Source organism: Micromonospora sp. 067-2 (assembly GCF_046549295.1).
In the GTDB taxonomy this organism is placed as follows: Bacteria; Actinomycetota; Actinomycetes; order Mycobacteriales; family Micromonosporaceae; genus Micromonospora.
On record NZ_JAJPWB010000012.1, the window covers coordinates 120,424 to 144,257 of the forward strand.

General features: G+C 73.0%; 23 protein-coding genes. 5 read left to right on the forward strand and 18 right to left on the reverse strand.

The features are described 5' to 3' along the window. Positions 1-14 precede the first annotated feature (14 nt). Genes ACLJN9_RS27015 through ACLJN9_RS27030 form a run of 4 tightly spaced genes read right to left on the reverse strand, consistent with a single transcriptional unit; the run spans position 15 to position 4,769 of the window. The gene (locus ACLJN9_RS27015) at positions 15-1,595 is read right to left on the reverse strand and encodes a uroporphyrinogen-III synthase (RefSeq protein ID WP_410814434.1); all 1,581 of its coding nucleotides are present in this window, start codon (positions 1,593-1,595) and stop codon (positions 15-17) included. Then, complete coding sequence (gene hemC / locus ACLJN9_RS27020; protein ID WP_410814435.1) at positions 1,592-2,587, reverse strand: hydroxymethylbilane synthase; 996 nt, start codon at positions 2,585-2,587, stop codon at positions 1,592-1,594. Before hemC ends, ACLJN9_RS27015 begins: the two co-directional genes overlap by 4 nt. Next, positions 2,584-4,002, reverse strand: a complete 1,419-nt coding sequence (locus ACLJN9_RS27025; protein ID WP_410814436.1) for a glutamyl-tRNA reductase — start codon at positions 4,000-4,002, stop codon at positions 2,584-2,586. The genes hemC and ACLJN9_RS27025 overlap by 4 nt, the downstream gene beginning before the upstream one ends. Continuing rightward, positions 3,999-4,769: a redox-sensing transcriptional repressor Rex gene (locus ACLJN9_RS27030; protein ID WP_410814437.1), complete on the reverse strand. Its 771-nt coding sequence runs from the start codon at positions 4,767-4,769 to the stop codon at positions 3,999-4,001. Before ACLJN9_RS27030 ends, ACLJN9_RS27025 begins: the two co-directional genes overlap by 4 nt. 368 nt (positions 4,770-5,137) lie before the next feature. Between ACLJN9_RS27030 and ACLJN9_RS27035 the strand changes: the two genes are divergently transcribed. After that, a complete protein-coding gene (locus ACLJN9_RS27035) occupies positions 5,138-6,442 on the forward strand; it encodes a sensor histidine kinase (protein WP_410814438.1) in 1,305 nt (434 codons plus the stop codon). A gap of 38 nt (positions 6,443-6,480) precedes the next feature. After that, complete coding sequence (locus tag ACLJN9_RS27040) at positions 6,481-7,134, forward strand: response regulator transcription factor (protein ID WP_410814439.1); 654 nt, start codon at positions 6,481-6,483, stop codon at positions 7,132-7,134. On the opposite strand, the gene ACLJN9_RS27045 is transcribed toward ACLJN9_RS27040, so the two are convergent. From ACLJN9_RS27045 to ACLJN9_RS27055, 3 genes are read right to left on the reverse strand one after another with little or no spacing between them, the layout of a single operon-like run. After that, complete coding sequence (locus ACLJN9_RS27045; RefSeq protein ID WP_410814440.1) at positions 7,115-7,777, reverse strand: HAD family hydrolase; 663 nt, start codon at positions 7,775-7,777, stop codon at positions 7,115-7,117. The two genes, ACLJN9_RS27040 and ACLJN9_RS27045, sit on opposite strands and share 20 nt — an antisense overlap. A 20-nt stretch (positions 7,778-7,797) precedes the next feature. Beyond that, a complete protein-coding gene (locus ACLJN9_RS27050) occupies positions 7,798-8,052 on the reverse strand; it encodes a glutaredoxin family protein (RefSeq protein ID WP_238658313.1) in 255 nt (84 codons plus the stop codon). Continuing rightward, a complete protein-coding gene (locus ACLJN9_RS27055) occupies positions 8,042-9,658 on the reverse strand; it encodes an AMP-binding protein (RefSeq protein ID WP_410814441.1) in 1,617 nt (538 codons plus the stop codon). Before ACLJN9_RS27055 ends, ACLJN9_RS27050 begins: the two co-directional genes overlap by 11 nt. Positions 9,659-10,242: 584 nt before the next feature. On the opposite strand from ACLJN9_RS27055, the gene ACLJN9_RS27060 reads away from it, so the two are divergent. From ACLJN9_RS27060 to ACLJN9_RS27070, 3 genes are all read left to right on the forward strand, one after another. Further along, on the forward strand, positions 10,243-11,193 hold the full coding sequence (locus ACLJN9_RS27060; protein ID WP_410814442.1) for an ECF subfamily RNA polymerase sigma factor, BldN family: 951 nt from the start codon (positions 10,243-10,245) through the stop codon (positions 11,191-11,193). Between the two features lie 278 nt (positions 11,194-11,471). Then, positions 11,472-12,344, forward strand: coding sequence for a DUF5667 domain-containing protein (locus ACLJN9_RS27065; RefSeq protein WP_410814443.1), 873 nt, complete (start codon positions 11,472-11,474; stop codon positions 12,342-12,344). 58 nt (positions 12,345-12,402) lie between these two features. Continuing rightward, the gene (locus tag ACLJN9_RS27070; RefSeq protein ID WP_410814569.1) at positions 12,403-13,341 is read left to right on the forward strand and encodes an HAD family hydrolase; all 939 of its coding nucleotides are present in this window, start codon (positions 12,403-12,405) and stop codon (positions 13,339-13,341) included. Between the two features lie 8 nt (positions 13,342-13,349). On the opposite strand, the gene ACLJN9_RS27075 is transcribed toward ACLJN9_RS27070, so the two are convergent. The 11 genes from ACLJN9_RS27075 to ACLJN9_RS27125 form a co-directional block, all read right to left on the reverse strand. After that, positions 13,350-14,258, reverse strand: coding sequence for a lysophospholipid acyltransferase family protein (locus tag ACLJN9_RS27075; RefSeq protein ID WP_410814570.1), 909 nt, complete (start codon positions 14,256-14,258; stop codon positions 13,350-13,352). A 173-nt stretch (positions 14,259-14,431) separates the two neighbouring features. Further along, on the reverse strand, positions 14,432-15,505 hold the full coding sequence (locus ACLJN9_RS27080; protein ID WP_410814444.1) for an NAD-dependent epimerase/dehydratase family protein: 1,074 nt from the start codon (positions 15,503-15,505) through the stop codon (positions 14,432-14,434). A 122-nt stretch (positions 15,506-15,627) separates the two neighbouring features. After that, positions 15,628-15,729 (reverse strand): 30S ribosomal protein bS22, encoded by a 102-nt coding sequence (locus ACLJN9_RS27085; RefSeq protein ID WP_007465623.1) that lies wholly within the window; start codon positions 15,727-15,729, stop codon positions 15,628-15,630. Positions 15,730-15,945: 216 nt separating this feature from the next. After that, positions 15,946-16,155: a helix-turn-helix domain-containing protein gene (locus ACLJN9_RS27090; RefSeq protein ID WP_007465625.1), complete on the reverse strand. Its 210-nt coding sequence runs from the start codon at positions 16,153-16,155 to the stop codon at positions 15,946-15,948. A 211-nt stretch (positions 16,156-16,366) separates the two neighbouring features. Beyond that, positions 16,367-17,551: an ABC transporter permease gene (locus ACLJN9_RS27095; protein ID WP_410814445.1), complete on the reverse strand. Its 1,185-nt coding sequence runs from the start codon at positions 17,549-17,551 to the stop codon at positions 16,367-16,369. After that, positions 17,548-18,501, reverse strand: coding sequence for an ABC transporter ATP-binding protein (locus ACLJN9_RS27100; RefSeq protein ID WP_410814446.1), 954 nt, complete (start codon positions 18,499-18,501; stop codon positions 17,548-17,550). The genes ACLJN9_RS27095 and ACLJN9_RS27100 overlap by 4 nt, the downstream gene beginning before the upstream one ends. Continuing rightward, complete coding sequence (locus tag ACLJN9_RS27105; RefSeq protein WP_410814447.1) at positions 18,498-19,889, reverse strand: efflux RND transporter periplasmic adaptor subunit; 1,392 nt, start codon at positions 19,887-19,889, stop codon at positions 18,498-18,500. The genes ACLJN9_RS27100 and ACLJN9_RS27105 overlap by 4 nt, the downstream gene beginning before the upstream one ends. Before the next feature lie 29 nt (positions 19,890-19,918). Beyond that, a complete protein-coding gene (locus tag ACLJN9_RS27110) occupies positions 19,919-21,208 on the reverse strand; it encodes a hypothetical protein (RefSeq protein WP_410814448.1) in 1,290 nt (429 codons plus the stop codon). 139 nt (positions 21,209-21,347) lie between these two features. Continuing rightward, positions 21,348-21,923, reverse strand: a complete 576-nt coding sequence (locus tag ACLJN9_RS27115; RefSeq protein WP_410814449.1) for a TetR/AcrR family transcriptional regulator — start codon at positions 21,921-21,923, stop codon at positions 21,348-21,350. Continuing rightward, positions 21,916-22,722 carry an alpha/beta fold hydrolase gene (locus tag ACLJN9_RS27120; protein WP_410814450.1) on the reverse strand — a complete coding sequence of 269 codons (807 nt, stop codon included), beginning with the start codon at positions 22,720-22,722 and terminating at the stop codon, positions 21,916-21,918. The genes ACLJN9_RS27115 and ACLJN9_RS27120 overlap by 8 nt, the downstream gene beginning before the upstream one ends. 99 nt (positions 22,723-22,821) lie before the next feature. Beyond that, positions 22,822-23,742 (reverse strand): proline dehydrogenase family protein, encoded by a 921-nt coding sequence (locus ACLJN9_RS27125; protein ID WP_410814451.1) that lies wholly within the window; start codon positions 23,740-23,742, stop codon positions 22,822-22,824. Positions 23,743-23,834 lie beyond the last annotated feature (92 nt).

Consider the following 23,834-nt stretch of genomic DNA (forward strand, 5'->3'; position numbering starts at 1 on the left):
CCTCCTGGGAACGACTACCGGAAGCGCAGAGCGGTCGGCCCCTGCACCTTCGAGCCGCGGCGCTGCTTGGCCGGCATGGCGGCGAGCTTCTCCCGCAACTCGACGGCGTAGGCGGCGAGCGCCTCCACCAGGTCGGGCACCGAGGCGTGCGGCGGCTGGACGTCGACCCGCAGGCCGAACTCCGTCGCGGTCTCCGCCGTCTTGGGCCCGATGACGGCAACAACGGTACGCGCGTGGGGCTTCCCGGCGATACCGACAAGGTTCCGCACGGTCGACGATGACGTGAAGAGGACAGCGTCGAACCCGCCCGACTTGATCGCGTCCCGGATCTCGGCGGGCGGCGGGGCGGCCCGGACCGTCCGGTACGCGGTCACGTCGTCGACCTCCCAGCCGCGCTCGGTGAGCCCGGCGGCGAGCGTCTCGGTGGCGATGTCGGCGCGGGGCAGCAGCACCCGGCCCACCGGGTCGAGGATCTCGTCGTGCGGCGAGAACTCGGCCAGCAGCCCCTCGGAGGACTGCTCCTCGGCGGGGATCAGCTCCGGCTGGATGCCGAACGCGCGGACCGCGTCCGCCGTCGCCTCACCGATACAGGCGATCTTGACGCCACCGAAGTGCCGGGCGTCGAGACCGTGCTCGGCGAACTTCTCCCAGACCGCGCGGACCGCGTTCACCGAGGTGAAGATCACCCAGGCGTACCGGCCGTCGACCAGGCCCTTGACCGCCCGCTCCATCTGCGCCGGGGTGCGCGGCGGCTCGACCGCGATGGTCGGCACCTCGCACGGGATCGCCCCGTACGCGCGCAGCCGGGCACTCATCGCGCCGGCCTGCTCCTTGGTCCGCGGTACCAGCACCTTCCAGCCGTACAGGGGGCGGTTCTCCCACCAGCTCAGCTTGTCGCGCTGGCCCACGCCGGCACCGATGGTGAGCACCACCCGACCGGTGAAGCCGAGCGCGGCGGCCACGAAGCTGTCCACGCTCGACGTGGTCGTGTACTGGGTCTCGCCGGTGCCGTCGCCGGTCACCCCGACGCCGGTGGTGCCGTCGACCCCGGCGGCCAGCAGGCCGTCCCGGACGGCGGCGAGGTCACCGGCGTCGACCGCGAGCGCGAGCGAACCCCGACCGACGGCGGCGGCCAGCGCCTCGAAGTCCAGCACGCTGACGTCCTCGACGTCGGCGGCGGTGCGTACGCCCGGCAGCGGAACACCCGCGTAGGTGGCGACGCCCTCGGCCTGGCCGACGCCGGGCACCACCTCGAAGTGGGCGGCGGTGCGGGCGACCGCCTGCACCTCCTTGACCACCGAGTCGTGGCCGAACGGGTCGCCGGCGACCAGGTGCACCGCGTTCAACCCGGATCGGGCCGCGGAGATCAGCACCTTCGCCACGTCCCCCGGCGCGCCCTCGGCCGGCGTGAACTCGGCATCGTCTCTGGCCTCGGCGCGGACGACGGCGAGCAACGACTCCGGGACTCCCCGGTCGTAGATCACCTGGTCGGCGTCGACCAGGGCGTCGTGCGCCCGACGGGTCAGCAGGCCCGGGTCGCCGGGGCCAGCCCCGACGAACGCGATACGGCCGACGGGCTTACGGGTGCGGGTCATTCTGTGCTCCCAAATTGCTGGGTCCCCGGGCCGGTGTGTCCTTCGTGGCCGAGGATCGAGTCGGCGCCGAGGTCGAGGAGTTCGGCGGCGAGAGCCTTACCGATCTCCGCCGCGTCGGCGGGCGTTCCGGTGCGGGACAGCCGGAGATCACGAGTACCGTCCGGGCTGATCACCGCCCCGCGCAGGTAGATCTCATGGACAACATCGCCGTCGTCGGCTGAGCCGACTGGCTCGCCTTCGGCGAGGATGGCGTAGGCGGCGACGGGTGCGCTGCACCCGGCCTCCAGGGTGGCCAGAAACGCGCGTTCCGCGGTGACCGCGGCACGCGACGGTGCGTGGTCGAGCACCGCGAGCAGCTCGACCAGGTCCTGGTCGTCGACCCGGCACTCCACGGCCAGCGCACCCTGGGCGGGGGCGGGCAGCATCAGCATCGGGTCCAGCGTCTCGGTGATCACGTCGGCCCGGCCGAGTCGGGCCAGCCCGGCCCGGGCCAGTACGACGGCGTCGAGGTCGGCCTCCGCGCCGAGCACCCGCCGCAGGCGGGTGTCCACGTTGCCGCGGATCGGGGTGACCTCCAGCTGCAGGCCGAGTGCGTGCAGCTGGGCGATTCGACGCAGGGCGCCGGTGCCCACGGTGGCACCGGGCGGCAGCTCGGCGAGCGTTCGGCCGTCCCGGGCGATCAACGCGTCACGCGGGTCCAGCCGGGGCGGCACCGCCGCGATGTGCAGCCCGCCGGCCACCGCGGTGGGCAGATCCTTGTAGGAGTGCACCGCGAAGTCGATGGTCCGGGCGGTCAGCGCGTCGCGCAGCGCGGAGACGAACACCCCGACACCGAGCCGGTGCACCGGGGCGCTGGAGCGGTCCCCGGCGGTGACCACCTCGACCAGTTCGACCTCGCGGCCGGTCGCGGCGGTCAGCGCCTCGGCGATCTGGCCGGACTGGGCAATCGCCAGGGCGCTGCCCCGGGTGCCGAGGCGCAGGGGGGCGGTCATCGCGCACCTCCGGTGGGCGGGGTCGGGTCGGTGGGGTCCGCGCCGAGCGTCGGACCGGCGCCGGACGCCGCGGCGAGATCAGTGCCACCGAACAGGGCGGCGTCGGGGGCCACCACCTCGGGGACGCTGTCCACCGGCGAGGTCTGCGGCACCTGGAGGTCGAACAGCTCGCGCAGCAGAGCCGCGTACTGGTCGCCGCCGGGCTCCGCGGCCAACTGGCGAACCTTGACGGTGGGCTGGTGCAGCAGCCGCTGCACCACCCGGTGCACCGTACGGGCCACCTCGGCCCGCAGGTCGTCGCCGAGGTCGGGGCGGCGCTGGGCCAGTCTGCGCAACTCGGCGGTGACCACGTCGTCGGCCCGGCCGCGCAGCGCGGCCACGGTGGGTGCCACGTCGGCGCCACGCAGCCAGGTGAGGAAGCTCTCCACCTCGCCGAGCACGATCCGCTCGACGGCGGCGGCGTCCGCGGCGGCCGGACCGTCGGCGAGCAACGCCGCCATCCGGTCGATGTCGATCACCTCGACGTCGGGCAGCTCGGCAACGCCCTCCTCGACGTCGCGCGGGACGGCCAGGTCGAGCAGGACCAGCGGGCCCCGTGCCCGGTCCCGCTCGGCCAGTGCGGCACCGACCACCGCCCGGGTGAGGACCGGTTCGGTGGACGCTGTGGCGGCCACTACGATGTCCACTGTGGAGAGCGTGTCGGCCAGCTCGCTGATCGGCACGGCCTTCGCCCCGTACGACTCGGCCAGCCGGACGGCCCGGTCGGCGCCCCGGTTGGTGACGGTGAGCGGGCCGGCGCCCAGCCGGGACAGCGTGGCCACGCCGAGCGAGCCCATCGCGCCGGCCCCGACCACCAGGGCCGGGCGGCCGACGAGGTCGCCCCGGAGGTGTCCGGCGGCCAGCTCCAGCGCGGCGGTGACGACGCTCTGGCCGGCCCGGTCGATGCCGGTCTCGGCGTGCGCCCGCTTGCCGACCCGCAGCGCCTGCTGCATCAGCTCGTGCAGCAGCCGGCCCGCCGAGTCGGCGCCGGTGGCCCAGTGGTACGCGTCACGCAGCTGGCCGAGGATCTGCGCCTCGCCGACCACCATCGAGTCCAGGCCGGTGGCGACCCGGAAGACGTGGTCCACCGCGGCGGCGTCGTAGTGCACGTAGAGGTGGCTGGCGAGCGCAGCCGGTGCGCACCCGGCCTGCTCGGCCAGGACGGCGCAGACGTCGCCGAGCCCGCCGTGGAAACCGGACACGGCGGCGTAGACCTCCACCCGGTTGCAGGTGGAGACGAGCGTCGCCTCGGTCACGTACGGCTGGGCGACCAGGCGGTCCAGGGTGCGGGTGAGGTCGGCGGGAGGCACGGCCAGCTGCTCCAGCGTGGCGACCGGGGCGGTCCGGTAGGACGCGCCGACGACGAGCAGTTTCACGTGCCGATCGCCTCCTGGGTGTCGGTGGCCGCGAGACCACCGGGCAGGGCTGTGAGGGCGGAGCCGCCGGTGGCGGGCAGCGCGGTCAGTGACGCCTTGCGGTGCTCGTGGAAAGACAGAATCTGCAGCTCGATGGCGAGGTCGACCTTGCGCACGTCGACCCCCTCCGGAACCGAGAGTACGCACGGCGCGAAGTTGAGGATGCTCGTCACGCCGACCGAGACCAGCTCGTCGGCGACCCGCTGGGCAGCGGCGGCAGGGGTGGCGATCACGCCGATCGCGATGGATTCGGCCGCGGCGACCGCCGGGAGCTCGTCGACATGGCGTACAACCAGGCCGTTGATCTCTTCGCCGACCCGGGACGGATCGGCGTCGAGCAGCGCGGCGATCCGGAAGCCTCGGCCGGCGAAGCCGTCGTAGCCGGCCAGGGCGTGACCGAGATTACCCACGCCGACCAGGGCGACCGCCCGACGCTGGGTGAGCCCGAGCACATACTCGATCTGCTCGATCAGCAACGCGACGTCGTAGCCGACGCCCCGGGTGCCGTACGAGCCGAGGTGCGAGAGGTCCTTGCGGAGCTTGGCGGAGTTGACGCCGGCGGCGGCGGAGAGCCCCTCGCTGGAGACCGTCTCGTGCTCGGCGTCGGCGAGGTTGTGCAGCGCGCGCAGGTATTCCGGGAGACGGGCGACGGTCGCCTCGGGCAGGTCCGGGAGTGCTGGTACGGCACCGGCGCGGCCGGACGCGCCAGGGTGACGATGCTGACTCATGAGACTCCGTGCGGTGCGATCCTCGGCCAACTCCGCTGGTCGGCCGCTTATGGACTCCCGCTGGCGACCGAGATTGCCGGCTGTGCTAGCAGGGCGCGTCGGAACTAGAGAGTAGGCGCTTGTGAAGACGTGCACAAATCGCGATCTTGTCGCTCCACGACGCGACTCCACCAGCACCTCCATTCCGCAAGATCGATCCAGCGACCGCGACCCGCACCGCCGGCGCGATTATTGCTCAATCCCGACTTCTCTGACCAATCCCGCGCCCACCCTGCCCACGCCGTGTTGCCAGAGGTAGGGACAGCACTACGGGGGAGAGGCAGGGCTTCGGGATGGGACGTGGGAGTGGCGGTGCCTAGCCTTTGGGCATGACCGCCGTTGCCGCCACCAGCGACCAACAGACGCTGGCACCGAGCATCCCCCGCCAGCTCTTCGTGGACTCCGGGTACGTGCTGCTCGGCCTGCCCCTGGCGGTGGCCAGTTTCGTGGTACTCGTCCTCGGACTGTCGGTCGGCGTCGGCCTGGTGGTCACGGTGATCGGCCTGCCGATCCTCAGCGGCACCCTGTACGCCGCCCGAGGCCTGGCCGACATCGAGCGGCTGAGACTGCCCGCGGTGCTCCGGCAGCCCCGGATCCGGCCGCACTACCGGCTGCCCGAGGCGGGAGCGAACGCCTGGCGGCGGATCTTCGTGCCGATGCGGGACGCCCAGTCCTGGCTCGATCTGGCGCACGGCATGCTGCGGCTGATCGTGGCGGCCACCACCTTCGTGGTGACGCTGACCTGGTGGGCGGGCACTGTCGCCGGCTCGCTCTACTGGGCGTACGACTGGGCGCTGCCCCGAGCCGACGGCGAGGGTGACAGCGACCTGGCGCAGCTGCTCGGCCTGGGTGACTCGACCACCGCCCGGATCGGTCTCTACACCGCGATCGGGGTGTTCTTCCTGATCACACTGCCGATCGTGGTGCGGGGTTGCGCACTGCTGCAGGCCAGCTTCGCCAAGGCCATGCTGACCGGCGTGGCCGAGATGCGCGACCGGATCACCGTGCTGGAGGAGCAGAAGCGGGCCGCCGTGTCCGCCGAGGCGTCCGCGCTGCGCCGGTTGGAGCGCGACATCCACGACGGCCCCCAGCAACGCCTGGTCCGCCTGGCGATGGACCTCAGCCGGGCCCGGATACAGCTCGCCTCCGACCCGGAGGCGGCCGGCCGGACCATCGACGAGGCGGTCACCCAGACCCGGGACACGCTGGCCGAGCTGCGGGCGCTGTCCCGGGGCATCGCCCCGCCGATCCTGGTCGACCGGGGTCTGCCCAGCGCCCTGGCCGCGATCGCCGGACGCGGGCTGATCCCGATCGAGCTTCAGGTGGACCCACAGCTCGGCACCCCGGCTGGGCGGCTCGACCCGGCGGTGGAGAACACCGCGTACTTCGTGGTGTCCGAGGCGCTGACCAACGTCGCCAAGCACAGCCGGGCCACCGAGGCCGTGGTGGCCGTGGCCCGGCAGGGCGCCGAGCTCCAGGTGCGGGTGGGCGACGACGGGCAGGGCGGCGCGCACCTGGCCAAGGGGCACGGGCTGGCAGGTATCGCCGACCGGGTCCGGGCCGCCGGCGGTGAACTGATGGTGGTCAGTCCGGCCGGCGGCCCCACCGAGATCCGCGCGGAGCTTCCCCTCTGAGCGCGAGGAGTGAGCCGGACGTGGTAGACAACACAGCCATGCGCATTGTGATCGCCGACGACGCCGTCCTGCTCCGGGAGGGGCTGGTGCGGTTGCTGACCGAGAGCGGGCACCAGGTGGTGGCCGCCGTCGGAGACGGCGATGCGCTGGTCGAGGCGGTGGTAGAGCACCGACCGGACGTGTCGATCGTCGACGTCCGGATGCCCCCGTCGCACACCGACGAGGGGCTGCGGGCGGCGGTGGAGGCGCGTCGGCTGGTGCCTCGTACGCCGATCCTGGTGCTCTCCCAGTACGTCGAGGTCTCGTACGCCGACGACCTGCTGGCCACCACCGGCGGCGCCGGCGGCGGGATCGGCTACCTGCTCAAGGACCGGGTCGCCGCCATCGACGAGTTCCTGGACGCGCTGCGCCGGGTGGCGGCCGGTGGCACCGTGCTCGACCCGGAGGTGGTCGGCCAGCTGTTCGCCCGACGCCGTCGGGACGACCCACTGCGGGAGCTGACCCCGCGCGAGCGCGAGGTGCTCGCCCTGATGGCCGAGGGGCGGTCGAACATCGCCATCGCCCGCGCCCTGGTGGTCAGCGACGGCGCGGTGGAGAAGCATGTGCGCAACATCTTCACCAAGCTCACGCTTCCACCGGACACCGAGCAGCACCGGCGGGTGCTGGCCGTCCTCACGTACCTGCGGAACTGATCTTCCGGGCCACCGCCACCGCGTCGGTGAGGGTGTCGGCCACCGGGTGACCGGAGGCGCGCAGCCGGGCCGGGTCGGTGAACCCGCCGGTGTAGAGCACCACCCGGCCCCCCACCGCGAGCGCCGCGTCCGCGTCGTCGATCGAGTCGCCGATCAGCACCGCGGAGGTGCCCTCCACACCCAGCTCGGCCAGGTGCCGCCGGAGCGACTCGGCCTTGCGGTCGCCGCCGACCACGGCCCGCAGCCCGTCCACCCGGCTGAAGTGGCCGGTCAGGCCGTAGGTGTGCACGGCGGGTACCAGCTCCTCGTGGAACCACATGGAGAGCAGACTCTGACTGCCCGGCCACGCGGCCATCGCGGTCCGCGCGTCGGAGGCCAGCTCGCAGGTCGTCAGACCACTGCGGTACGCGTCGTGGAAGATCCGGTCCAGGCGACCGAACTCGTCGTCGTCCACGGCCTGGCCGAGCACCTCGGCGTAGTACTCGGCGATCGGTCGGCGGAACCGCACCCGGTGCTCGTCGGAGGTGACCGTGGGCCCGCCGATGCTGGCGAACGCGGCGTTGGTGGCGGCCACCACGAGGCTGAGGTCGTTGAGCAGGGTGCCGTTCCAGTCCCACACCAGGTGGGGGCGCGCAGGGATCATCCGAGCACCTTAGGCACCGCTCAGAGCTGCGGCGTGGTCAGGTCCCGCAGCAGTCGGTCCTCCTCGACCCGCCAGTAGCCGTGTTCCTTGCCGTCGAGCATCACCACCGGCAGCCGGTCCCCGTACTCCCGTTCCAGCCCTTCGTCGCCGGTCACATCCCACTCGACCCACTTGTCCCCGGTGACCGCCACGACCCGGTCGAGCGCCGCCTTGGCGTCGTCGCACAGGTGGCACCCGGGTCGGGTGATCAGGGCGAGCCGGGCGTCAGTGGACATCGGTTACCTCCGTGCGGGTGTCGGCACCGACCGGCGTCGCCGGGCGGAGCTGGGACTTGCGTACCTTGCCGATCGCCGAGTGCGGCAGGGCTTCGACGAACTCGACAGCGGTCGGGCACTTGAACCGGGCCAGGTTCCGTGCGCAGTGGGCGAGCAGGTCCTCGCTGGTCACCGGCCGCCCCGGCGTCGGCACCACGTACGCCCGCACAGTCTCGCCGGTGCGCGGGTGCGGCACACCCAGTACCGCCGACTCGGCCACCCCGGGGTGCCCGGCGAGCACCAGCTCGACCTCGTGCGGATAGACGTTGAACCCGTTGACCAGGATCAGCTCGCCGAGCCGGTCGACCAGGAAGAGGTCGCCGTCGGAGTCGGCGTACGCGATGTCGCCGGTGCCCCACCAGCCGTCGCCGTCCGGGCCGCCCCGACCGTCCGGCCAGTAGCCGGAGAAGAGGTTGGGACCGGACACCACGATCTGCCCCGGGTCGGTGCCGGGCGCCACGTCGGAGATGTCCAGCTCGTCCGGGTCGTCGTCTCCGACGGCCACGCCGTCGCGCCACAGGTCCGTTCCGTCCGCGCCGACCAGCCGCAGCCGTACGCCGGGCAGCGGTCGGCCGATCGAGCCAACCTTGGCGATCCCGCCGACCAGGGTCGAGGTGAGCACCGGCGCGGTCTCGGTGAGGCCGTACCCGACGTGCACCGGGTGACCGCTCACCTCGGTGAAGCGCGCCGCGACCGCACGCTCCAGCGGCGCCGCGCCGCAGACCGCCACCCGCACCGAGGCGGTCGCCGCGCGGACCTCGTCGGTGCCGGCCCAGGCCAGGAACATCGACGGTACGCCGACCAGCACGCTCACCCGGTGCCGAGCGATCTCGTCCAGCCCTGCCGTCGGCCCCAGCTCGTCGAGCAGCACTCCGGTCGCGCCGTGGCCGACGACCGCCCCGAGCCCCGAGTTGAGCCCGTACGCGTGGAACAGGGGTAGGGCCAGCAGCACGGTGTCACCCGGACCGACGACCGGCGGCTCGATCCGGTCGACCTGCTCCTGGTTGGCCAGCAACGCGCGGTGCGAGAGCATCGCTCCCTTGGGTCGACCCTCGGTGCCGGAGGTGTAGAGCAGCACAGCCAGGTCGTTCCCGCCCCGGTGTGGTCGCCCCGGCTCCGCCGGACCGGCCGCCGGTGGCGGTGCCGCGTGCACGGCGAGGAGGGCGGGCAGGTCGGCGGCCACCTCGGCGACCAGGCCCCGGACCCGGGCCGTGCCGATCAACACCGACGCACCGGAGTCGGCCAGCACGTGACGCAGCTCCGGTGCGGTGAGACCGGGGTTGACCGGCACCGCGACCAAGCCGGCGCGCAGGGCGCCGAGCCAGCCGACCACGAAGTCGAAGCCGTTGGGCAGGGCGATGGCGACGCGGGGTGGCGTACCGCCCGGGTCGGTGGGTGGCGCGGCCGCGGCCAGGCCGTACGCGGCGGCGTCGACCTCGGCGTCCAGTTCGGACCAGCTGAGCGTCCGGTCGCGCCAGTGCAGCGCGGCCCGGTCGCCGTGCTCGAGCGCCGCCCGGCGAACCTGGTCGGCGAGGTTCGGCGCGGGGTTTTGCGCGGTGTCCTGCACGGTGATCGAGTCTGGCACAGCGGACGGACACAGGCCACGCTCGACGGTGGGGCACCGCCGACACGGCAATGCCGCACAGTCCCGTGTACGGGACCGCCCACTGTGCCGCCACCGAGCCGAACTGGTCCCGTCGGCGAGACGGAGGAGCTTCCCATCGGTGGTTCGGCGGGGCACCCACCGACTGCCCGGCGGGGCCGGTCGACCGAACGGACAATGCGCCCCCGACCAGCGGATCCATCCTGGATCACCAGGCCGATCCAAAGTCAATCGCACACGACGGACAACCGGTCCGCCGACGGTGCGACAGACGGGGAAATACTTCCGCCCTGTGTAACGGACTTGCCACGCGCGGGTGACGTTGGCCCTATCATCACTCGGGTCGGCTCACCCCATTTGCCGTGAGTCGACACCCCTCAGCCCGAGGAGGCCCCCGTGCCTGTGAGCGCATTGGACCAGCACCTCAAGGGGAACTGCCGCCCGTCGGCACACCCCGGAACAGCCCTGCCCGACCGGTTGCCCGGTCGGTCCGCACCGATGACTCGCAGACCGGCCCGTCCGGTGACCGACGGGACGGGGGCTTCACGGTGACCACCTTCGGTTACGCGGAACGCCCGGTCGGCCTGACCGGCCCGACCCAACGTTCCCAGGTCAACGAGCGTCCAACGGTCCGCGCTCCGCTGGACGAACCACACGGCGGCGCCGTGCGGGGCGACGGCGCGGCCAACCGGATCCGTAGCCGCCCACACCACAACGAACCGCCACCACGACCGGCGGTGCCCGGTGGGAACGCTAAGCCCGCCGGCGGTCGGGTAGCCGTACCGGCCCGACCCGTGATGCCGGTGCAGGGCCGTCGGATTGGCGACACACCGACGGCGACCACGGACCCGTCGGCGGGCGAGACGGCCGTGATCCCCGCGGTGCCGGCCGTCACCTCCCCGACGGGCTTTCCGAGCCGACCGGACCCGTCCGACCCGGCCACCGAGGTCTGGACGCTTGTCGAACGGGCTCAGGCCGGTGAGTCCGAGGCGTTCGGCCTGATCTACGACCGCTACGTGGACACCGTCTTCCGATTCGTCTATTTCCGGGTCGGCAACCGTCAGCTCGCCGAGGACCTCACCTCGGACACCTTCCTCCGGGCGCTCAAGCGGATCGGCAGCTTCACCTGGCAGGGCCGCGACCTCGGCGCCTGGTTGGTGACCATCGCCCGCAACCTGGTCGCGGACCACTTCAAGTCCGGCCGGTACCGCCTCGAGGTGACCACCGGCGACGTGCTCGACGCCGACCGGGAGGACCGGGGCCCGGAGGGCAGCCCGGAGGCGGCGGTGGTGGAGCACATCACCAACGTCGCGCTGCTCACCGCCGTCAAGCAGCTCAACCCGGAGCAGCAGGAGTGCATCGTGCTCCGGTTCCTCCAGGGCTTCTCGGTCGCCGAGACGGCCCGTGCGATGGGCAAGAACGAGGGCGCCATCAAGGCTCTCCAGTACCGGGCGGTCCGCGCGCTGGCCCGACTCCTGCCCGACGGTTTCCAGCCGTAGGTTCCGTCGACGGGACCGATGGGCGTCGATCGACGTCCGGGCAGCTCAGGTCGGTCCCGCCGGTGACAACGATCACTTTCTGTGATTTCCGCCCCGCCAGGCCCGTAACCCGTGCCCGGTCCGCCGCGTTTCTCCGGGTGCGACCGGTGGTTGCCCCGGCAGGCCGGGTCACCGAGGTCCGACCGGCAAGTCGGACGGGCCTTCACCTCCGTGGTGTCACACTGCCGCCCGGTCGCTGGCAAGGACGGCGGCCGACCGGCCGTGACCAGCGAGAGGAGGTGCCTGCGGTGGACGACATCCTCTTCTCCCGCCGGCGCGCCGAGCGCTTCGCCCAGCTTCTCGACGAGGCCAACGGCGGCCGGCGACACCATGTCCGGTCCCGGGTCGACGGCCAGCTCGCGTCGCTCGTCGCGGTGGGCCAACGACTCAGCGCCGATCCCCTGACGGTCGAGGTGGACCCCGACTTCCGCACCGGGCTGCGGGCGATGCTGCTCGCCACCGCCGAGCGGGAAGGGTTGGGCAACCAGACGGCCGCCGCACCGGCCGCCGCGAGCACCCGTGGCTCGCTGCTGCCGGCGGTCACCGCCCGGCGGGCCCGCGCCCGAGGCGCGATCCTGATCGGCGTCGCCGCCGGCGCGATCGCTGTCTCCGGCATCTCCGCTGCCAGCGAGGACGCGGTCCCCGGTGACGCGCTGTACGGCATGAAGCGCTCGACCGAACGCGCCCAACTCGCCCTGGCCAGTTCCGACATCAGCCGCGGTCAACTCTTCCTGGACTTCGCCCGCACCCGCCTCGGCGAGGCTGCCGAGGTACGCGGTGACCGGATCGGTTACAGCGCCGTCCTCGACGACATGGACTCCGACACCCGGCAGGGCGTCCGCCTGCTCACCGCCGCGGCGGTGCAGCGGGCCGAGCCGACGAGCCTGGACACCGTCAACACCTTCGTCACCGGCCAGCGCCGGGCGGTGGGCAACCTGGTCGACGGGACCAACCGGGCCGACCGGGAGCGGACCAGGCGGTCGTTGGCACTGCTCGACAGCATCCGGGAGCGCTCCGACGCGCTGCGGGCGGCGATCGCCTGTGGCCTGCCGGCACCGACGGGCAGCGACGCCCTCGGTCTCGTCCCGGCGGCCTGCCCCGGCGCCCGCTGACCCGACCGCCTCGGCCTCTCCCGTATACCGCAGGTCCGGTCGGCCGTGACGCAGTTCGCTGCGTGCTCGGCCGGTCGACCAGCCACGCGGGCTACCCTCGCTGGAGGCATCCGGGAAGAAGGGGAACCGCGTGGCGCGCAGCCGTAGGGTGACGGTCAGCACCGACGCCGACGGTCACACCGCCGGCTGGGCGGAGACCGACCTGGCGTCGGCGACCCCGGATTCGACCGCCGCGGCCTTCTTCGACGTGGACAACACGATGATGCAGGGTGCCTCGATCTACTGGTTCGCGCGCGGGCTGGCCTCCCGCAACTACTTCACGACCTCCGACCTGGCCCGGTTCGCCTGGCAGCAGCTCCGGTTCCGGCTGCTCGCACGGGAGCACGCCGGTGACATGTCCCAGGCCAAGGAGGCCGCCCTGGCCTTCGTCGAGGGTTGGCGGGTGGACGACGTGGAGCGCCTCGCGGAGGAGATCTTCGACGAGCTGATGGCTCCCCGGATCTGGGCCGGCACCCACCAACTCGCCCAGCGCCACCTGGACGCCGGCCAGCGGGTCTGGCTGGTCAGCGCCGCCCCGGTGGAGATCGGTCGGGTGATCGCCGCCCGGCTCGGCCTGACCGGTGCGATCGGTACGGTGGCCGAGGTGCTGGACGGCGCGTACACCGGGCGGCTGGTGGGCGACCTGATGCACGGGCCGGCGAAGGCCGAGGCGGTCACCCAGCTCGCCGGCGTCGAAGGGCTGGACCTGACCCGCTGCGCCGCCTACAGCGACTCGGCCAACGACCTGCCGCTGCTCTCCGCCGTCGGCCGGGCCGTGGCGGTCAACCCGGACGCCGAACTGCTGCGGCAGGCCCGGCAGCACGGCTGGGAGGTGCGGGACTTCCGCACCGGCCGCCGGGCGGTCAAGATTGCCGTACCGTCGACCGCGGCGGCCGGCCTGGTCGCCGGCGCGGTGACCGCCGGGTTGGCGCTGCAGCGCCGCCGTCGACTCGGCTGACCGCCGGCTCAGGGGCCGAACGGGTCGGGGCGCCGCTCCAGCAGCGTGTGCACGGTCTGCTGGATCGTCTCTCGTACCTGATCGGCGAGGTTGAAGACCACCAGCGGGTCGTCCGCCGCGTCGGTGAGGTGCGCGGTGGGGATCGGCGGGCAGAACTGGATCAGCCACTTGCTGGGCAGCGGCACCATGCCCAGCGGCCCGAGCAGGGGGAAGGTCGGCGTGACCGGGAAATACGGCAACTTGAGCAGCCGCGCGAGGGGCTTGATGTCGGCGAGCATCGGATAGATCTCCTCGCCGCCGACGATGGCGACCGGCACGATCGGGGTGCCGGTGCGCAGCGCCGCCGACACGAACCCGCCCCGGCCGAACCGTTGCAGCTTGTACCGGTCGGAGTAGAGCTTCCCGATGCCCTTGAACCCCTCGGGGAACACACCCACCAGGTCACCGCCGCCGAGCAGCCGCTCGGCGTCCGGGTTGCAGGCAACCGTGCCGCCGGTCTTACGGGCGATCTCCGACACCACCGGCATCCGGAAGACCAGGTCAGCGCCGAGCAGCCGCAGGTAGCGGCGGGCGGGATGCCTGTCGTGCAGCGCCGCCGAGAGGATCAGCGCGTCCAGCGCCACCGTGCCCGAGTGGTTGCCGACCACCAGGGCGGGCCCGTCCACGGGCACGTGCTCCACCCCGCTGACCTCGGTGCGGAACCAGTCCCGGTAGAGCAACCGCAGCAGCGGGTGGAAGACCGCGTCGGTCAACTCCGGGTCGAAGCCGAACTCGTCGACCTCGTACTCACCGGAGAGCCGCCGACGCAGGAACGCCAGGCCGTTCGCGACCCTGCGGTCCCAGTGGTCCCCCGGCCGGTCCGCAACCGCGGGCGCCGTGCCACCCGCCCCGCCACCGGCGGCCGGGCCGCCACCCACGCCGAGCGGCTCGTCGGTCGCCGCGGTGTCGGCCTCGTCGGCCGGTGTCCACACCGGCGCGACCTCCGCCGCCGGTCGGTGTCCGTTGCGCCGCGCCGGCTCCGCGTCCGGTGCGGCAGGCCCTCGCGGTACGTCGAAACGGCCGACGCCCGCCGGGTCGCGCCCCTCCCCCGTCAAGACCGCTCCCGCACTGCCGAGCGGACCTGCCGGATGCCGTCCAGGACGAGCTGTTCGACGGCGGCCAACTGGCCCCGGGTGACCACCACACCACCGTGGTGGGCGCGGATGAAGTCCTCGAAGGCTTCGGCGGTGGAACGGGGCGTGAAGCCGTACTCCTGCTCCAGCCGGGTCGTGTCGACCACCCGGCCGTGCACGAAGAGATCGACCTGGTCCAGGCCGTAGCGGCCGAAACCCATGCTGCGGGCCAGCGCGGCGGCACCCGACAGGCTGGGCTCCAGCACCGGCACCGCCACCCGGCCGGCCCGCCGGATGGCCTGGGACAGCGACAACACCCCGGGGCCGGCGACGTTGTAGGTGCCGGGATGGTCCTCGACGATCGACCGGTACAGCACCTCGAGTGCGTCGTCGAAGTGCAGGAACTGCAACCTGGGGTCACGGCCGAAGACCGTCGGCACCAAGGGCTGGGAGAAGTAGCGGGTGAGGGTGGTGTCCGCCGTCGAGCCGATGAACGGGGCGAAGCGCAGCACCGTCGCCGTCACGTCGGCGCGGCGGCGGCGGAAGCCTCGGACGTACCCCTCGATGTCGAGGATGTCCCGGGCGAAGCCACCGCGCGGGACCTCGCGCGGCTCGGTCTCCTCGGTGAAGACGGCCGGGTCGCGGAACGAGGCACCGTACGCGGCGGTCGACGAGCGGACCACGAGCTTGCGCAGCCCGGGTGCCCGCTGACAGGCGGCGAGCAGTTGCATGGTGCCGATGACGTTCTGGTCCTTCATCCCCGACCGGCCACCGTGCTGCGGGTCGGGTGCGCTGACCATCGCGAGGTGCACCACCGCGTCGACGTTCAGATCGGCGAGGAGCCCACCGAGCGAGCCGGCGTCGACGCGGATCCGTTCGACCCGATCGAGCAGATCGGTGAACTCGGCCCCGGGCTCCGGGGCGTCCACCCCGATGACCCGCTCGACACGTGGGTCGGCAGCGAGTCGGGCCGCCACGTGGGCGCCCAGATAGCGGCCCACCCCGGTGACGACGACGACCCCCGGGGCACCTGAGGTGCCACCGGGGGTCATCGAACGCACCTACCCCGACAGGCGGGATCGAGCCGGGACGACCACGGCCTGATCACCTGAGCCTCCGGGGGTCGACAGTTGGGCACGTGACGCCGGATGCCGGGCCGCTGGCCCGGCCGAGGTCACTTGCCGAGACGGCGACGCTGGACGCGGGTCTTGCGCAGCAGCTTGCGGTGCTTCTTCTTAGCCATGCGCTTGCGGCGCTTCTTGACCACCGAGCCCATACGACGACAGCCTTTCGATGCAACGTGCGGGGCGGACCGGATGACACCACGTAGGTGGCGACGGCGACCGCTTGCGGACAACGGACCGGACCAGTCTGGGCGGCGGGGCGCACCGGTGGGGTCTCGGTCGGGCTCCAGGGTAGCCGCAGAGGGTCAGCCGGACCAACGCGCCCCCGCCCGTGCCGTCACATCGTGCTCCGTGAGGCGGGCGGTGGCTCAGGCGGTCTCCTGAAAAGCACCCCGCAGATATTCGTGAACCGCGTGCTCAGGCACCCGGAACGACCGGCCGACCCGGACGGCGGTGAGCTCACCGCTGTGCACCAGGCGATAGACCGTCATCTTCGACACCCGCATCACCGTCGCCACCTCGGCGACGGTGAGGAACTTGACCTCCGACAGCCGTCCGTCGGACTGCGACCCGGCCATGGCTCACCGACCCATCCCATGCCCGGCGCGTGCCAACCCGAGGGATGCTCCGGGCCGGGCCGGCGACGCGCGTGTTACCAGTACGGTAGCGGGGCCGCTGTGACCGGCGCGATCCCTTCGTACAACTGATCATGTTTCGGTCGTTGGTTCACCCGATTCGCGCTCCCGGTATCTCCCCGGCTGCGCCCGCCGTCCGGTTGCCCGTCGGACCTCACTCGGCGCGCAGTGCGACCACCGGGTCGAGCCGGCCGGCGCGCTGCGCCGGGACCACGCCGAAGACGATGCCCACCACCGCCGACACCCCGAAGGCCAGCGCCAGCGACCACCAGGTGATCGCCGCCGGAATGGGCGACAGCGCGTCCACCAGCAGCGCCGTACCCACGCCGAGCGCCATTCCGGTCAGGCCACCGATCGTGGTGAGCAGCACCGCCTCCAGCAGGAACTGCACGCCGATGTCGCGGGGACGGGCGCCCACGGCCTTGCGCAGCCCGATCTCGCGGGTCCGCTCCCGGACACTGACCAGCATGATGTTGGAGACGCCGACCCCGCCGACGAGCAGCGAGATGCCCGCGATGGCGGCCAGCACGCCGGTCAGGACGCCGAGAATGTCGCCGAGCACGCCGAGGATCTGCTGCTGGGTCACCGCGCTGAACTCGGTGTCAGGGTGCCGTCGGCTCAGCTCGGCGACGATCCGCTCGCCCAGCTCGTCGATCCGTTCCCGGTCCGGTGCCTTCACCGCGATGCCGTCCACCCGCTGCGTGCCCCAGAGCCGCTGCGCGGCCGTCACCGGTACGTGCACCTCGTCGTCCCGGTCGACGCCGAGGCTCTGCCCGAGCGGCGTGAAGACGCCGATCACCCGGAACCGGACACCGGCCAGCGTCACCTGCTGCCCGAGCGGGTCCCGGTCGGGAAAGAGCGCACGGGCCACCGAGTCACCGAGCACCGCCACCCGTCGGCTGGTGTCCACGTCGGTGCGGGTGAGGTAACGGCCTCGGGCCAGCGACCGGGTGAACACCGTGGGGGTGGTCTCCAGCACGCCCTGCACGGTGGTGAAGTCGGAGCGGGCGCCGGCCCGCGCGGTCGCCCCGGAGGCGACGGTGACCGCCACCCGGTCCGGATCGCCGACCACCCGGGTGACCGCGTCCACGTCCTTGAGGGTCAACGGTGAGACCACCGGCGCGGTGCCCACCTCGATCTTGCCCGGGACGACCAGTAACAGGTTGGAGCCGAGCCCCTCGACCTGCTGCTCCACCTTCTGCTTGGTGCCGGTGCCGATGGCCACCAGCAGCACCACCGAGGCCACCCCGATGATCACCCCGAGCATGGTCAGCGCGCTGCGTAACCGGTTGGCCCGTAACGCGTCCAGCGCCACCCGCCACGCCTCGGCGACCCTCACGACCCGCTCCCGCTGTCGGTGACCGGCGAGGGCGAGACGTCGGCGCCGGCCGGCGGGCGCGGAAGGCGTCCGGTGGCTCCGATGGCGCCACCGGAGCCACCGGACGGGTGCCCCGAGCCGCTTCCGGACGCGGACCGGGGCTCCGCGCTGGGAGCGGGGACCAGTGTCGCAGGTCGACCGTGATCAACGGACGGCGGTCGATCATGAAGGTCCGCACCGTCGTCGGTGGCGCTGTCCGCCGTCGGCGGGTCGGCGACGGTGGCGCTGTCGGACACGACCACGCCGTCGCGCATGGTGATGCGGCGGCGGGCACGCCCCGCGACCTCCTGGTCGTGGGTGACCATCACCAGCGCCACCCCCTCCTCGGCGTTCAACCGCTCCAGCAGCTCCAGCACGGCCGCGCCGGTGACGCTGTCCAGGTTGCCGGTCGGCTCGTCGGCCAGCAGCACCGTCGGCTCGGTGACCAGTGCGCGGGCGATGGCCACCCGCTGCTGCTCGCCGCCGGACATCTGGTTGGGCCGGTGGTCCAGGCGGTGCCCCAGCCCGACCCGGCCCAGCATCGCCGCCGCCCGCTCCCGGCGCTGCCGGGCCGAGACGCCCCGGTAGACCAGCGGCAATGCCACGTTCTCCACGGCCGAGGTACGCGGCAGCAGGTGGAACGCCTGGAAGACGAAACCGATCGTCTCGTTGCGCAGGGTGGCCATCTCCGGCGGAGTCAGCGTGCCGACGTCTCGCCCGCCGATCACCAGCCGGCCGGCGCTGGGCCGGTCGAGACCGCCCAGCAGGTGCATGAGCGTGGACTTGCCCGAGCCGGACGGCCCGACCAGCGCCACGTAGTCACCCGGCCGGACGGTCAGCGACACCCCGCGCAGCGCCTCGACCGACACGCCGTCGAGCTGGTACGTCCGGGACACGTCCACCGCCTCGATGGCCGGCGAAGTGCCGGTCACCGCACCTCCTGACCGTCGCGCACCTGGTCGGCGCCGCGCACCACGATCCGGTCACCGGGCTGCACGCCGTCGAGGATCTGCACCAGATCGGCCCCCTGGACGCCGACGGTCACCGCCGCCCGGCCGGCCTTGCCGTCGCGGACCACCCAGACGGTGTCCCGACCGTCGGCGGAGAGAACCGCCGAGGCGGGGACGGTCACCGCGTCGGTGGCCTCGCGCACCCGCAGGTGCACGATCGCGTTCATGCCCGGTCGGGGGCTCGGGGCAGGTTCGTCCTCGGCCAGCTTTCCGACACCCAGTGCGAGGCGTACCCGATAGGTGACCCCACCCTGCGCGGAGCTGGTGGGGAGCACGTCGACCGAGCGCACGGTGGCGTCGTAGCTGGCGCCGCTGACGGCGTCCAGCTCGACCGCCGCCGTGACGCCTGCCCTGACCAGCAGCACGTCGGTCTCGTCCACCTCGGCGAGCAGACCGAGCTGCCCGGTGTCCACCACGGTGAGCACCGGCGTGCCGGCGGTGACCAGGCCGCCGACCGCGACCGCGTCGTCCACTCCGGCGGGCGGCCCGCCCTGGTTGGGAGTCAGCACCGACGGGTCGATGCCGGCCGCCTGGGCGCCACCGGCCTGCTCCAGCAGCCCCGCGAGGCCACCCGTCGCCGCGCCACCGGCCCGGGTGCCGCCCGGCTGCACCACCCCGGCGATCGGGGCGCGCAGGGTCAGCGCGTCGACGGTCGCCTTCGCCAGGTCGTACGCCTGCTGGGCCTGCAGCCGTTGCGCGGCGGAGAGCGCGCCGACGGCGGAGTTCAGCCCGCTGATCCCGCGTTGCACCGCGCGGACGGCCTGGTCGGCGCTGCGCGCGGCGGCGGCATACTGCCGCTGCGCGGAGGTCACCTGGGTCAGCAGCGCGTCGCGCAGTTGCGGGTCGGCGATCTTCTCAGCGGCCTCCCGGGCGGCGTCGAAGGCTTCGTCGGCAGCCTTGTCGGTGCCGCGCCGACTGCCGGTCAGGTTGCCCGTGCCGACGCCCCGGCCGGCCCGCTTCGCGGCAGCGAGCGCCTCCCTGGCCTGACGGAGACGCTGTTGTGCGGTCGGAGAATCGACCACCGCGAGGATCTGGCCGCGCTTCACCCGCTGCCCGGGTTGGACGCGCAGGCTCGCCAGGGTGCCGTCGGCGGGAGCGGTCAGGGTGGCGGCGGCCCGGGCGGTCACCGTCGCCGGAGCGTCGATCACCTCGGTGACCGGGTTGCGGGCTGCCGATGCCAGTGCGAGGTCGGGATCTTTGTCGCCGCAGGAGGCGGCGGTGGTGGCGGTGAGGACGACGACGGCGGTCAGGGCGGTGAGCAGGCGGGGCCGCGTGACGCTGGCGGGCCGCGGCGACTGGGTGCGGCGCACCCATCGATGGTACGGCCCCCCGCTCGTCGTCAGCCGGCGGCGGTACGGACGTACGCGACGCACTCGTCGTGCAACGTCGACCACTGCTCGCCGAACGCCTCGTCGGCGGCGACGTCGAGTGTCTTGCGCTCGTGCACCACGGCCTTGAAGAAGGTGAGCAGGCGCTGTGGTCCGTACCGGTCGACGAGGTGCCGGACGGCGAGGTACCCGACGCCGTAGCTGCCACCGACCTGCTCGGCCGGTGCGTCGTCGCCGGGGGTGATGCTTTCCAGCCGGCCGTCCCAACCGCCCCGGACCAACTTCCGCACCTCGGCGAGCCCCTCGTACCGGTCGACCGGCTGCCCGCCGGCGCCCGCGAGCTCGGCCAGCCCCTCCACCAGCCACCAGGTCGTCTTGCCCGGATAGCCGCGCTCGGGCAGGGAGGCGGCGTGGGTCAGCTCGTGCCGGAGCAGGTCATCGGTGCTGCTGCTGCTGAGCCCCTCGGCGTTGAGCACCACCTCGTGGTGGCCGCCACCCACGGTCACCGCGTAGCCCCCGGTCCACTGTGGTCGTCCACCGCCGTACCAACGCTGCCATTCGGTACGGCCGGCGTAGAAGATCCGGTAGCGGTCCGGCGGGGAGCCGGCGACCGTGTACCCGTCGGCGACCCTGGCGGCCGCCTCCGCCTGCGCGAGCAGGCCGGGCAGCTTGCCGCGCAGCGCCGGTGTGGTGGCGACGATCGTCCGCGCGCCGACCACCACGGCCAGGTCACTGATCTCCCACGGCCTCGTGCCGGTCTCGGCCGACTTGGATTCCTCCATCGCGACCAGCAAGGGCTGGTCGCCGTTCTCCCGCCAGCGAGTGCCGATCAGCACCGGGCTGGGCCGGCAGTCCGGCGCCACGAAGCAGTACTGGAAGCGCACCAGCAGCCGCCACTCGCCCACCTTGCCGACGACCGGCACGGGCAGTCCACTCGGTTCGGCCCGCCAGACGGTCACCTTGAGCGCACGCAGCGCGGCGAAGCGGCGGCTCAGGTCGGCGTGCGCGACCTTTTCGGCGACGGCGAGGTAACCGGCCCGGTCGCCACCGAGCAGCGCCGTGGACTGTCGCTGAAGCTGGGCGGTCATCCGGTCGGACAGCCCGCGGGCGACGGCGGTGGCCGGGTCGTCCGTCGCGGAGGCGCCGATCCGGCTCACTGTGGGCCGGCCGCCGGCCTCGCGCACCACCCCGACCACCAGCAGCGCTGGCAGGCCGCAGCCCAGCAGCAGGACGACCACCACGAACGCCGTCCACAGCGGCCAGAGCCGCCGTGGTGCCGGGCGCTGCTCCCCGTCAATCACCCGCCGAAGGGTACGACCATTGACGCGATCAGGCGAGGCCGACCCGGACCGACCACGGGACACGACACCGGGCAAACTGCCGCGTCACGGTCGCGGAAGGCGGCCGGATTCCAGTCGTGCGCAGGTCATGGGCGAGAGCTCATCCCGCCAGGGTCGGCCATGCGCGGAACGCGACGTCCAGGCCGGCGACCAACTGATGGTACGAGCGGTCCAGCTCCCGGGGCAGGCCGAAGCCGCCGGCGGCCTCCAGCGAGACGAAGCCGTGCAGTGCGCTGCGCAGCGCCCGGGTGGCGTCCAGTGCGTCGTCGCCGGTGAGCCCGTACCCGCGGAGCACCGCGAAGATGGCGCCGACCGCGCGCTCGCCCGCCGCGACGTGCTCCGGGTCGGCCGGATCGGGCACCCGCTGGGTGGCCGGGTAGCGGCCGGGGTGCCGGTGGGCGTAGTCGCGGTAGGCGTCGGCCATCGCCCGCAGGGCGTCCCCGCCGGCCCGGCCGGCGGCGGCGGTGGTCAGCTCGGTGGCCAACTCGGCGGTCGCCAGCGCGGAGAGCTTCTGGGTCAGCGCGTCCGCACCCCGGACGTGCTTGTAGAGGCTGGGCAACGCGACGCCGAGCCGGCCGGCGAGCGCGGCCAGGGTGAGCTGCGCAAGGCCGACCTCGTCGGCCAGCCGGGCCGCCTCGGCCACCACGGTCTGCTGGTTGAGCCCGACCCTAGGCACCGGCGACGACCGCCAGGAAGCCGAGCAGCTCCTCGGCGGTGCGCTGGGGCCGGTCGGCGTGCGGGTAGTGGCCGGACTCCTCGATCATCCTCGCCTCGGCGGTGCCGAAGAGCCGGCGGGCCGCCCGCGCCTCGGCACCCGGGTCCGGGAAGTCCGGGTCCTTGGTGCCCATCAGCACCAGCACCGGCTGCCGCACCTGCGGGGCCCGCGAGGTCCAGTGCGGCTCGGCCGGCGCGGCCACACCGCGCGTCGCGGCCATCCGGCCGGGCTCGCGCAGCCTGGCCACCATCGACCGGCGGTACGCGGCGTCGTCGGCGGGCCGGTGCACCGGAAAGAGCGTGTTGTGGAACATTCCGAACAGTCGGGGGCTGCGCACCACGGCTGCCAGCGCCAAACGCATCAGCGGGTTGAGTTTCGGCCGGTTGACGAACGGAGCCATCTGCACGATCCCGGAGACCAGGTCGGGCGCCTCGGCCGCGGCGAAGACCACCGCCGCCGCGCTGGACGAGCTGCCGACCAGCACGGCTGGCCCGCCGTCGACGTCACGGACCACCGCCAGCAGGTCGGCGCCCACCTCGGCCGGGGCGTACGTGGGCCAGCCGACGCTGGACTCCCCGTGCCCCCGCACATCCACCGAGGCGACCCGGTGGCCGCCGGCGACGAGCAGCGGCACCAGATGCCGGAAGCTGTCCCGGGTCTCTCCCATGCCGTGCGTGAGGACGACCAAAGGGCCCTCCCCCTGCACCTCGTACGCGATGTGTCCGCCACTCCGTCGCACCTGGCTAATTGTCATAGCCATAAAGCTAACCCTATTAGCCATCATCGTCAACCCGGACCCACGAACGGGCCGACGGGGACCACAGGGTCACCGCCGGCCCGCTGGGCCGTACCGTCGCGTCTACTTCTTGGAGATCAGGGCCCGGCCGAAGAACACCAGGTTGGCGGGGCGCTCGGCGAGCCGGCGCATCAGATAGCCGTACCACTCGTCGCCGTAGGGGACGTAGGTGCGGACCGTGTAGCCCTCGCCGGCCAGCCGGGCCTGCTCCTCGGGACGAATGCCGTAGAGCATCTGGAACTCGAAGCGCTCCGGTTCCCGGTCGAACCAGCGGGCCCGATCCTCGCCGATGGCGATCATCCGAGGATCGTGGGTGGCCAGCATCGGGTAGCCGTCGCCGGACATCAGGATGTTCATGCAGCGGACGTAGGACTTGTCCACCTCGCGGGTGGACTGGTACGCCACCGACTCCGGCTCCTTGTAGGCGCCCTTGCACAGCCGCACCCGCGACCCGGCGGAGGCCAGCTCGCGGCAGTCCGACTCGGTCCGACGCAGGTACGCCTGCAGCACCGCGCCGGTCGACGGGAAGTCCTTGCGCAGCCTGCCCAGCACCTCCAGCGTCGAGTCGGTGGTGGTGTGGTCCTCCATGTCCAGGGTGACCGTGGTGCCGGCGGCGTCGGCCGCCGCGCAGATCGCCCGCGCGTTGTCGTACGCCAACTGCTCGTCGAACATCTGACCGAGAGCGGACAGCTTCACGCTCACCTCGGCGGCGGGGGTGAGCCCGGCGGCGCCGAGCGTCCTCAGCAACCTCAGGTATTCGTCCCGGGTGGCGGTGGCCTGCTCGGGGGTGACGGTGTCCTCGCCCAGATGGTCGAGGGTGACCGCCAGACCGTCGTCGACGAGTTCGCGGGTGGCGCGCAACGCGTCGTCGGTGGCGGCGCCGGCGACGAACCGGCGGACGACGTCCCGGGTGAACGGGGCGGTCGCGACGAGCCGCTCGACCTGGGATGACCGGGAGGCGGCGAGGATGACGGAACGGAGCATGAACCGAGCGTATCGCCCCTGCCAGGGCCCCCGCCGAGGGGCGGCCGGGCCGGCCCCGCCCAGGGGGCGGGGCAGCGGCGCTGGCGTCGATC

Coding starts and splice junctions, on each gene's coding strand:
- ACLJN9_RS27045 (WP_410814440.1), bottom strand. CDS start 7,777: ATGATCCCTGCGCGCCCCCACCTGGTGTGGGACTGGAACGGCACCCTG.
- ACLJN9_RS27050 (WP_238658313.1), bottom strand. CDS start 8,052: ATGTCCACTGACGCCCGGCTCGCCCTGATCACCCGACCCGGGTGCCAC.
- ACLJN9_RS27085 (WP_007465623.1), bottom strand. CDS start 15,729: ATGGGCTCGGTGGTCAAGAAGCGCCGCAAGCGCATGGCTAAGAAGAAG.
- ACLJN9_RS27015 (WP_410814434.1), bottom strand. CDS start 1,595: ATGACCCGCACCCGTAAGCCCGTCGGCCGTATCGCGTTCGTCGGGGCT.
- ACLJN9_RS27035 (WP_410814438.1), top strand. CDS start 5,138: ATGACCGCCGTTGCCGCCACCAGCGACCAACAGACGCTGGCACCGAGC.
- ACLJN9_RS27120 (WP_410814450.1), bottom strand. CDS start 22,722: ATGGCTATGACAATTAGCCAGGTGCGACGGAGTGGCGGACACATCGCG.
- ACLJN9_RS27030 (WP_410814437.1), bottom strand. CDS start 4,769: ATGAGTCAGCATCGTCACCCTGGCGCGTCCGGCCGCGCCGGTGCCGTA.
- ACLJN9_RS27125 (WP_410814451.1), bottom strand. CDS start 23,742: ATGCTCCGTTCCGTCATCCTCGCCGCCTCCCGGTCATCCCAGGTCGAG.
- ACLJN9_RS27040 (WP_410814439.1), top strand. CDS start 6,481: ATGCGCATTGTGATCGCCGACGACGCCGTCCTGCTCCGGGAGGGGCTG.
- ACLJN9_RS27080 (WP_410814444.1), bottom strand. CDS start 15,505: ATGACCCCCGGTGGCACCTCAGGTGCCCCGGGGGTCGTCGTCGTCACC.
- ACLJN9_RS27090 (WP_007465625.1), bottom strand. CDS start 16,155: ATGGCCGGGTCGCAGTCCGACGGACGGCTGTCGGAGGTCAAGTTCCTC.
- hemC (WP_410814435.1), bottom strand. CDS start 2,587: ATGACCGCCCCCCTGCGCCTCGGCACCCGGGGCAGCGCCCTGGCGATT.